This window comes from Pricia sp. (genome assembly GCF_041745955.1).
Classification (GTDB): Bacteria; Bacteroidota; Bacteroidia; order Flavobacteriales; family Flavobacteriaceae; genus Pricia.
The window spans coordinates 1-9,050 of the sequence record NZ_JBGTHY010000499.1; the positions used below are offsets into that span (position 1 = coordinate 1).

Annotated in this window: 11 protein-coding genes and 1 pseudogene; all 12 read left to right on the forward strand. The window is 42.7% G+C overall.

Annotation, left to right across the window (positions count from 1 at the left end; genetic code table 11):
- Window positions 1-126: pseudogene (locus tag ACEW8S_RS17690) on the forward strand (IS1595 family transposase); the annotation flags it as partial.
- Window positions 127-392: 266 nt separating this feature from the next.
- Window positions 393-560: a hypothetical protein gene (locus tag ACEW8S_RS17695; protein ID WP_373519439.1), complete on the forward strand. Its 168-nt coding sequence runs from the start codon at window positions 393-395 to the stop codon at window positions 558-560.
- A gap of 62 nt (window positions 561-622) precedes the next feature.
- Complete coding sequence (locus ACEW8S_RS17700; protein WP_373519440.1) at window positions 623-910, forward strand: response regulator transcription factor; 288 nt, start codon at window positions 623-625, stop codon at window positions 908-910.
- Between the two features lie 20 nt (window positions 911-930).
- The gene (locus ACEW8S_RS17705; RefSeq protein ID WP_373519441.1) at window positions 931-1,134 is read left to right on the forward strand and encodes a helix-turn-helix domain-containing protein; all 204 of its coding nucleotides are present in this window, start codon (window positions 931-933) and stop codon (window positions 1,132-1,134) included.
- Between the two features lie 70 nt (window positions 1,135-1,204).
- Complete coding sequence (locus tag ACEW8S_RS17710; protein WP_373519442.1) at window positions 1,205-1,684, forward strand: hypothetical protein; 480 nt, start codon at window positions 1,205-1,207, stop codon at window positions 1,682-1,684.
- A gap of 225 nt (window positions 1,685-1,909) precedes the next feature.
- Window positions 1,910-4,327: a TonB-dependent receptor domain-containing protein gene (locus tag ACEW8S_RS17715; RefSeq protein ID WP_373519443.1), complete on the forward strand. Its 2,418-nt coding sequence runs from the start codon at window positions 1,910-1,912 to the stop codon at window positions 4,325-4,327.
- A 341-nt stretch (window positions 4,328-4,668) separates the two neighbouring features.
- Complete coding sequence (locus ACEW8S_RS17720; protein ID WP_373519444.1) at window positions 4,669-5,025, forward strand: methyltransferase domain-containing protein; 357 nt, start codon at window positions 4,669-4,671, stop codon at window positions 5,023-5,025.
- 122 nt (window positions 5,026-5,147) lie between these two features.
- Window positions 5,148-5,366: a hypothetical protein gene (locus ACEW8S_RS17725; protein ID WP_373519445.1), complete on the forward strand. Its 219-nt coding sequence runs from the start codon at window positions 5,148-5,150 to the stop codon at window positions 5,364-5,366.
- 10 nt (window positions 5,367-5,376) lie between these two features.
- Window positions 5,377-5,985, forward strand: coding sequence for an HD domain-containing protein (locus ACEW8S_RS17730; protein ID WP_373519446.1), 609 nt, complete (start codon window positions 5,377-5,379; stop codon window positions 5,983-5,985).
- 823 nt (window positions 5,986-6,808) lie between these two features.
- On the forward strand, window positions 6,809-8,077 hold the full coding sequence (locus ACEW8S_RS17735) for an acetyl-CoA hydrolase/transferase family protein (RefSeq protein WP_373519447.1): 1,269 nt from the start codon (window positions 6,809-6,811) through the stop codon (window positions 8,075-8,077).
- 8 nt (window positions 8,078-8,085) lie between these two features.
- On the forward strand, window positions 8,086-8,481 hold the full coding sequence (locus ACEW8S_RS17740; RefSeq protein ID WP_373519448.1) for a group III truncated hemoglobin: 396 nt from the start codon (window positions 8,086-8,088) through the stop codon (window positions 8,479-8,481).
- A 100-nt stretch (window positions 8,482-8,581) separates the two neighbouring features.
- Window positions 8,582-9,016 carry an Rrf2 family transcriptional regulator gene (locus tag ACEW8S_RS17745; RefSeq protein ID WP_373519449.1) on the forward strand — a complete coding sequence of 145 codons (435 nt, stop codon included), beginning with the start codon at window positions 8,582-8,584 and terminating at the stop codon, window positions 9,014-9,016.
- Window positions 9,017-9,050: the final 34 nt, after the last annotated feature.

The following is a 9,050-nucleotide window of genomic DNA, read 5'->3' on the forward strand; positions in this document are numbered from 1 at the left end:
AGATATTTCGACGCGTTCTGCTATCGGTTGAACCGCTCCCAAAGCAAAGGGACCATATTCAACAACCTGATAGTGCGGATGGTAAAGGCGGACAAAATTTACCAGAAAGAAATCATATGCAGCTAACTACTGACCTCTATAATATGATAATCACACTTTTAAACGAAATGGCTAAGTTTCCTATATTTACTCATGTCACAAAAATAGGCATAGCCATCAGAACATGACCACCTGCAAAGCCGGTAGATTTTCAAGGTAAATTAAAGCTCAGAGTATGGGACAGATCGTGATAAAACATTATACCCTAGATTTACATTGTTTTTTGGGTCGAGTATTCCACGCGCCCCAATCCTTCGGGAAACAACAAGCACTTTTATAATATCAATTGGGGTTTGGGGCCGCTAAAATATGGTAGCTATTACACCATAGGCCTCTATGGCCAATTTCTATATAGGTACCCTGAAAAGAATATTCTAGTCGTTCGATTCGGCAATACCGATACGGGCTACCATCCCAACTACTGGAAAGAGGTTTTCCTGCAATTGATCGATCAGGTTTAAAACTACAACGCTTTAGAATTTCCTTAGAATCCCATACTACCTTTATTCTTAAATTTACGGTAATGAAAATCCTGATTGCAGAGGACGAAATCGCATTACAGCAATCCATCGCCACCTATTTGGAAAAGGATGGCAATGTGTGTGAAGTAGTATCCGATTTTGACGATGCCACTTACAAGGTCGGCCTATACGACTATGACCTTATACTTTTGGATGTCAATTTGGTGACCGGCAATGGTCTGGATGTCCTCAGAAAACTGAAAAAGAAAAAAAAGGAAACGGGGGTCATTATCATTTCGGCCAACAACTTCCTAGACGATAAACTGGACGGACTCGACCCCGGGCACTGAACCGCAAGGAATACGATCTTTTGGTATTCTTTATGACCAATCAGGGCAGGATACTATCCAAAGAGATCATTGCCGAACATTTATGGGGCGACAATAGCGATCTTGCCGATAATTTTGATTTTAGTTACGTACACGTCAACAACCTGCGTAAAAAATTGACGGGCGAAGGTGCCAAATATATAAAAATGGCCTACGGTAGTGGCTATAAATTCATAGCGGATTGACCAAGTCAGAACAAAGTATACCGTTGATCCGTAAGACTTCCCAAACCTTCTTTGGATAAGTTGTATTCTGATGGCGCTAAGTACCATTATACTCTATTTTTATATCCGAAATTTGTTACAGTTTGAAATAGAGGAGGAACTTTTTTCAACGGAAGATCGGATCGAACGGGCCTTAATGGCCGACAGGGAACCATTTTCCTTACCGACCCCTTTGGCCATAATTCAGGCGAAGATCGAGAACATTATCAACGGCGACACTCTGAACGATGGCCAGTATGGGCACTTGACTTCCATCCAAAAGGATATCCAGCGCTTGACCCAAATGAACAAGCGGTTGACGCTGTTGACCAAAATAGAGAACAGGCACTTCGTGAATATCGAAAAAGTGGCCCTTGCCGAATTGATGAACGAAACCATTCAAAACTTCCATGAGATTACCGCTGCCGAAATTAAGTATAACAAGAAAAATGAGATATGGGCCAAAATGGATCCTTATCTAGCGGAAGTGCTGTGCACTAATTTGGTATCCAAGTTTCTACAGGGAAAGTAACGCCGAAAAATCTACCGGACTTGGACTTGCCATCGTTAAACGTATCTGCTACCTTTATGGTTTTTAGATCGGGTACGAATTCATGGATGGTAGGCATGTTTTTTCCGTGAGCGTAAAATGAATAGGGGTGACAAATTAAAGATTATCTGATAAATCGACGCCAACTTTAAATTTCCTTTAGGTTTGCCTAGTATTTTCGAAACTCGATCAAAAAAATTAATCTGAATGCACGGAAAAGCAGTACTCCTAATTTTATTTTTTACATCCATACCCCTTTTTGCCCAAGAATCGGTAACCGTCAGCGGCCAATTGTTCGATTCCGAGACCAAAGAATCGCTGCCCTTCGCCAATGTGGCAGTGCATTCCTTTGAGGACAATACCCTGATAACAGGGGCGATAACTGAGGTGGACGGCAGGTTTGAGATCCAAGAAATTCCCTTGGGCAAATATGAGGTATATTTCTCTTTCATCGGCTACACCGGCACCCAACAGACGCTGTTGGCAGGCGGTCTCAATACCATTTTCGATCTGGGGAAAATCGAACTAGAACCTTCGGCGGAAGCTTTGGATGAGGTAGAGGTCACCGGAAGACAGGCGACCACAAATTCCGATCTGAACAAGAAATCCTTTAGTCTGGTCGATAACATTGCCCAAGCTGGCGGTTCCGTTCTCGATGCGATGAAAACCATGCCCGGTGTCGCCTTTGACCAAGAGGGCAAAGTGGTACTTCGGGGAAGCGATAAGGTAATCGTATTGATCGATGGGAAGCAAAGTAGTCTAACGGGATTTGGCAATCAAAAGGGCTTGGCGAACATTCCCGCCTCCAACATCGAGAAGATCGAGATCATCAACAACCCATCGTCCAAATACGATGCCAACGGTTTTGCGGGAATCGTGAACATTGTCTATAAAAAGGAAAAAGAAACCGGACTGAATGGCGACGTGGGGCTATCCTTCGGACTGGGCGCTTTGGGGAAGCGCAGGCCCGATACCAAGACCGATTTGGGTTCCTTTAGCGTCAATCCCAAATTAATTCCGAGCATCAACCTGAACTATAAAAAAGATAAAGTCAACTACTTTCTGCAATCCGAATTCATCGTTCAGGAAGCCCTGCCCAATAACGAGTTTACGACCCGTAACTATGATGATGGGCGGAACATCGTTTCACAGGTGCCCGAAAACCGAAAGCAGTTCCGCGCTATCATCAATGGGGGCATCGACTACGATCTTGACGAAAACAACAGCTTTACCTTTTCCGGACTCTACGATCGTGAAAAACATATCGACACCGCACAAGTAGCGTTCATTAATTTGGACAATAGCGTGAGAGACCGATTCTACAATTGGCAAGAAGAAGAAGTTACCCGTTACCTCAATGCCGCATTAAACTATCGTCATAAATTCGAACAGGCGGGGCATACCTTGAGCGCCAATGCCCAGTACACCCAAGGACTGGAAGATGAAACGTACTCGTTGAACGATAGTTCCGCCGTAAGGATAGGAAGGGACAAGACGAACATCCGTGCCATCGAAAATACTACGAACCTATCCACAGATTATGTACGCCCCTTAAAAAACGGGCGTATCGAGCTCGGTGCCAAACTCCGGATTCGGAGATTACTCGTGGACTATACCATCACGCCCGGAAACAATTCCATCATTTATCCCAATCTCGGAACATTTTCCGATTGGGGCGAAAACCTTTTTGCAGGGTATGTGAACTATTTGCTCGAAAAAGAAAGGTATGACGTGGAAGCCGGATTACGTGCCGAACAGACCGACGTATTCTATGACTTGGATCCGGGGAACATTTATTATCCCGACAATGATGACTACGAGTATTTCGAACTTTTTCCGAGTGTTCGGCTTACCTACAAGTTGAACGATACCAATAAATTGTCCGCCTTCTATAACCGAAGGATCGACCGTCCCGGTGAACCCGAATTGCGTATATTCCCCAAATACGATGATCCCGAACTTTTAAAAGTGGGCAATCCCTATCTCCGGCCACAGTTTACCGATGCTTTCGAACTTGCCCATAAATATTCGTGGGGAAGAGGTTCCATTTTTTCTGCGGTGTACCACAGAATGATCCAAGACCAGTACATGCGAATTTTCAGTATCGACGATTCCGATCCCGATTATGATATCGTGAACCGGATCTATCAGAATACGGGTAGTGCTACCAATACCGGCATAGAGCTTTTGTTCAGTCAAGATATAACGAATACGTTCAAGGTGTCGGCAAGTTTTAACGGATACATTAATACCATAGATGCGTACCAAGGCATCCTATTATTTCCTTTTGAACAATCGTTCAGTATCGACGAATCTACCGATGAAGTATGGAATGCTAAACTCACGAGCGAGTTCGTACTGCCCTGGGAAATATCCGCACAGTTGACCGGGGTCTACTTTTCAGAAATGAACATCCCCCAGGGCGAACAATTGGCACGTTCTTCGGTCGATTTCGGACTCAAAAAAGCAATTTGGGACAAGAAGGGGGAACTGACCCTTGCCGCCACCGATATCCTCAACACCTTCGGCATTCGCCAAGAATTGGATGGCGATGGTTTTGAAGCGCTTTACGAAAATTACTACGAGACCCAAATCATACGCTTGGGCATGAAATATCGGTTTTAATCCGCTCTTGGCCGACGTTCGGTTAATAACAAATCCCTTTCGAATTGCTTTATATTTTCTTTAGAATCGGGTCTTACATTTATGCCTAAATTTTAAACAACGTAACGATGTGGCATCTAAAACAAAAGGTTATTTGGTGGGCCAAAGCGGTGTTTCATACCATCATGAAAATCATTTTTATTGTACCGTTTATGTTTGCAATGTATCTGGTCTCCAAAGAGAACGACTTATAATCCATTTTAAAAAGCTAGGTTTTTTGTGCAAAGTTATTGGGCATGAGCAGGTTTGGACCAAAAAGTTCGGTCTTAAAAAAGCATCCTTAGAAGTATACACGACCAATAATGAAAAAAGACAGTGTTTTTAAAGACGCTCAAAAGCCTGCTTACGACTTCAAGTTCAATAAAGAGGTGGCTACCGTATTCGATGATATGGTCGTACGCTCGGTACCCTTTTATGAGGAAATACAACGAATGATTGCGGAACTTACAAAGAATTTTGCAGTAAAGGGCACCAACGTTTATGGTTTGGGATGCTCTACCGGCACCACTATGATCAATTTGGACAAGGTGCTTCCCGAAGATATCCATTTCGTGGGGATTGACAATTCCGAAGGGATGCTAAAAAAATGCAAATCCGATCTAAAGAAGGCCGGAGTTGAACGTGAGGTTGCCCTACGAAAACCAAGATTTGAACCATAACATTGAACTTAGAGGCCCGTCGGTAAGGCTACGACGTATACCGGTCAAAAGTAAATCGTTGGATTCCCCAAGTAAAGGGTATCGACAAAACGTTTCGGCAAAACGATTTTGACCTTAAAAAAGTGGCCTATAAAGAGTATAATACCTCCTATTTGTGGATGTTGGGTGCTGTCTTGCTTCTGGCGTACAATACCCATTGGCCCATAAAAAAATCTTCATGGGAAAACCGGGATATCTATTTTAATATGGCGATCGCCCTGTTGACAGTGGGCTACTTTACTATCCGCTACCTTACCAAACGGGAAAGACATATCTCAAGGAAGAAAAAAGCACAAGAATAAAGTGTTTAAAATGACAACCATTGTAAAAAAAGCGAAAAAGTATTGTATAGGTTTATTGTCGGGAAGCCGTTGCGGCACCTTGCCTTTTCACAACGAGGAACATACGATGAATGTTTACGAAAATGTGCTCAAAATAGGTATGTACGAAAATATGGAAATGGAAGAACTCGAACCCGTTATGTTGGCGGCCTTGTTCCACGATACCGGCAATGCCACGGTATTTGCCGGGCATGAGAATTTTAGCGCAACCGAAGCCAGTAACTTTTTGTTGGCCCAAAGCTACCCGTATGACAAAATCGATTTGGTAATTAATTGTATCAAAGCGACCCGTATGCCCCAGCGGCCCAAGAATATTTATGAAGCAATTATCTGTGATGCCGACCTGTTCCATTTGGGTATCAATTCGTACCACGCGAAAAACACATTATTGCGTTTGGAGTGGGCAACGTTTTTGAACACACAATACTCGAATGCGTCATGGGACTCCTTGAACATCGAATTTCTGCAACAACATCGGTTCCACACCAAATATGGTCAAAAAATACTTGAACCCGTAAAACAGCGGAATCTAAGGGAATTAAAAGAGCAGCGTGAAAAAACAAATCGACAATACCCGTAATAAAGGAAAGAGGGAATTCATTAAAAGTATTTGAAGCCTGCATAAACTCCCACTTTAAGTGAGTCCTTGGACATCAAAACCTAACAATTCCCCTAACTTATCTAATGGAAGTTGATAGTTCAGTTTTGGACGAGGTAAGGAGATTATTGCTGTAACGCGTACGAACGATACAATGATTTCAGTTCGTTTCAATGGTATTATAATCCGACATTTATCCTCCACGGTTTCCGTTTATCTCGTAGTAGATGATGGATCAAAATTATTCTGTATGACTTTCTAATAATTAGTTTTGAAGATGTATGTAAATTTTGCTTAAATGACGTGTTGAAATAATGCTTAGATGCAAATGAAGTGAAGTAATTCATGTAAAACAAAAAGCACTGTCAACCAGTCAGTTAACAGTGCTTTGATACCGCTTAAAAAGTAGTTCGTCGGGATGACAGGACTAGCCCGCCAAACCACAATTTTTTAATTATCAAACAATTAGCAGATTCCGATTAAATCAGGTAACCGAATAGGTAACCTTCGCTATGATTTAGCTCGTAGATTCAAAGGTAAAATATTATTTCAACTCAATCTTCGTCAATTGCTATTTATTCTTACTTTTTCTAGAATTCAATTTCCGAAATTAGACCTTATTACCTTGATATAGTTTTTTTTTATTACTACAGTACGGCAATTAATTTGTAGGTCCTAACTTCCAATCCATATTACAAATCCGTTAAAATCCAAGAAAATTTTGGACCATTCAAAATATGACGAATATCATCTTTTATAATTGCCATAGTTGCGATATTTGCACACCAAAACAAAAGAATAACAAATGAAACTAGTTTCAACGGCTGAAGCCGTGTCTATCATAACATCAGGCGACCGAGTTTTTCTTCAAGGGGCGGCAATGACCCCGAACACTTTGATCGATGCCCTTTGTGAAAGGTACGGGGAGTTAAAAAATGTGGAGATTGTGTCCATCCATACCGAAGGGGATGCCAAATATGCCCGTGAGCCTTACAACCAAACTTTTCGTACGAACAGCTGCTTTGTAGGTGCCAACGTGCGCAACGCGGTAAATGGCACAAAAGGCGATTACATTCCCATTTTTCTTAGCGAAATACATCTGTTGTTCCGCAACAACATTTTGCCTTTGGATGTGGCCATCGTACAGGTTTCGACTCCGGATAAACACGGTTATTGTTCCTTGGGCGTTTCGGTCGATGTTGCCTTGCCCGCCATTCAAACGGCAAAAAAGGTCATTGCGCAGATAAATCCGAACGTACCTCGTACACATGGCGATGGGATTATCCATATCAAGAACATCGAATATGCCGTGGAGGTCGATGCACCCATACATTTACATACCATCACGCCAATTTCCGAAATCGAGAAACAAATCGGAAAACATGTGGCCGGACTTATCGAAAACGGTGCCACCCTTCAGATGGGCATCGGGAATATTCCTAACGCCGTTTTGAGCAATTTGGGTAACCACAAGCGGCTTGGCATCCATACCGAAATGTTCTCCGATGGGGTGCTTCCCCTAATCGAAAAAGGAGTAGTCACAGGAGAGGACAAAGTAGTCAAGACCGGAAAGATCGTAACCTGCTTTGCGGTAGGGTCCCAAAAATTATATGATTTTGTAGACGATAATCCCTTGGTACATTTTAAGGAAGCGGGCTATACCAACGATACGGCCATTATTAGAAAAAACCCGAAAGTAACCGCCATCAACAGTGCAATAGAAATCGATCTGACCGGCCAGGTCTGTGCCGATACTATCGGAAGCCTCCAATATTCAGGTGTGGGCGGACAAATGGATTTTATCCGTGGGGCATCATTATCCGAAGGAGGAAAACCCATTTTCGCCATGCCATCGGTTACCGCCAAGGGCGTTTCCAAAATTACACCATACCTTAAGCAGGGTGCGGGCGTTACCACTACCCGTGCCCATGTTCATTTTGTAGCGACCGAATATGGCGTGGTGAATCTATTTGGAAAAAATCTAAAGGAAAGGGCAAAGGCGTTGATTTCCATTGCGCATCCCGACCATAGGAAGCAATTGGAAAAAGATACGCACCAGCGATTCGCAAATTGATGTTGAAGATGGATAAAAGGGAAATAAAGGATAGGCAAGATGTAAAACTGTTGGTGGAGACCTTCTACGGAAAAATCCGAAAAGACAACGTCCTTGGCCCCATCTTTAACGGTATCATTTCCGAATGGGATAGCCATCTGGATTTGCTTACCGATTTCTGGGAGACCCAACTCTTTCTCAAAAGGAAATACGCCGGAAACCCAGTTCTTGCCCATCAGGAAGTCGATGACCAAATGAACCATTCAATAACACCGGAACATTTCGGATTGTGGCTCAATTTGTGGTTCGCAACGATAGACGAACTTTTTGAAGGCGAAAAAGCGTGGATAGCCAAAAATAGGGCACAGAAGATGTCGACCATGTTGTTCATGCAGATCTATCAACATCGTAAAATCGATAATTAAAAATAATGGTAATTCCATAAAGTAATCCCTCTTAAAATTTTTTCAGATAATTTTATCCGAATTAAAAAATATCCCTTAATTTTACCGTTCAATCCCCGAAATGTTCTCAAAAGCTTGCGAATACGGAATAAAAGCCAGCACCTATATTCCCCTACAATCGCTGCAACGAAGGCGTGTGAGTTTGAGTGAAATAGCAAATGAGATAGATTCGCCTACGGCGTTTACCGCCAAAATATTACATCAACTGGCAAAGGCCAATATTCTGGATTCAACAAAGGGGCCTGCAGGCGGATTTCAAATACCCAAAGCACGTATCGATACCATAAAATTGGGCGATATCGTATTTGCCATAGACGGGGATTCCATTTACGAGGGCTGCGGCCTGGGGCTTGACAAATGCAACGCCGACAAACCGTGCCCGGTACACTACAAATTCGTGGTCATCCGTGACGAACTGAAACGGATGCTGCAAAATACCAGTCTATTCGAGTTGGCGACAGGTTTGGAAACGGGGCTTACTTATCTCAAAAGATAAAAATTTGATTTTATAGTGAATAAAAAAGGTAAAA

Coding starts and splice junctions, on each gene's coding strand:
- ACEW8S_RS17745 (WP_373519449.1), top strand. CDS start 8,582: ATGTTCTCAAAAGCTTGCGAATACGGAATAAAAGCCAGCACCTATATT.
- ACEW8S_RS17700 (WP_373519440.1), top strand. CDS start 623: ATGAAAATCCTGATTGCAGAGGACGAAATCGCATTACAGCAATCCATC.
- ACEW8S_RS17740 (WP_373519448.1), top strand. CDS start 8,086: ATGGATAAAAGGGAAATAAAGGATAGGCAAGATGTAAAACTGTTGGTG.
- ACEW8S_RS17720 (WP_373519444.1), top strand. CDS start 4,669: ATGAAAAAAGACAGTGTTTTTAAAGACGCTCAAAAGCCTGCTTACGAC.
- ACEW8S_RS17730 (WP_373519446.1), top strand. CDS start 5,377: ATGACAACCATTGTAAAAAAAGCGAAAAAGTATTGTATAGGTTTATTG.
- ACEW8S_RS17735 (WP_373519447.1), top strand. CDS start 6,809: ATGAAACTAGTTTCAACGGCTGAAGCCGTGTCTATCATAACATCAGGC.
- ACEW8S_RS17715 (WP_373519443.1), top strand. CDS start 1,910: ATGCACGGAAAAGCAGTACTCCTAATTTTATTTTTTACATCCATACCC.
- ACEW8S_RS17710 (WP_373519442.1), top strand. CDS start 1,205: ATGGCGCTAAGTACCATTATACTCTATTTTTATATCCGAAATTTGTTA.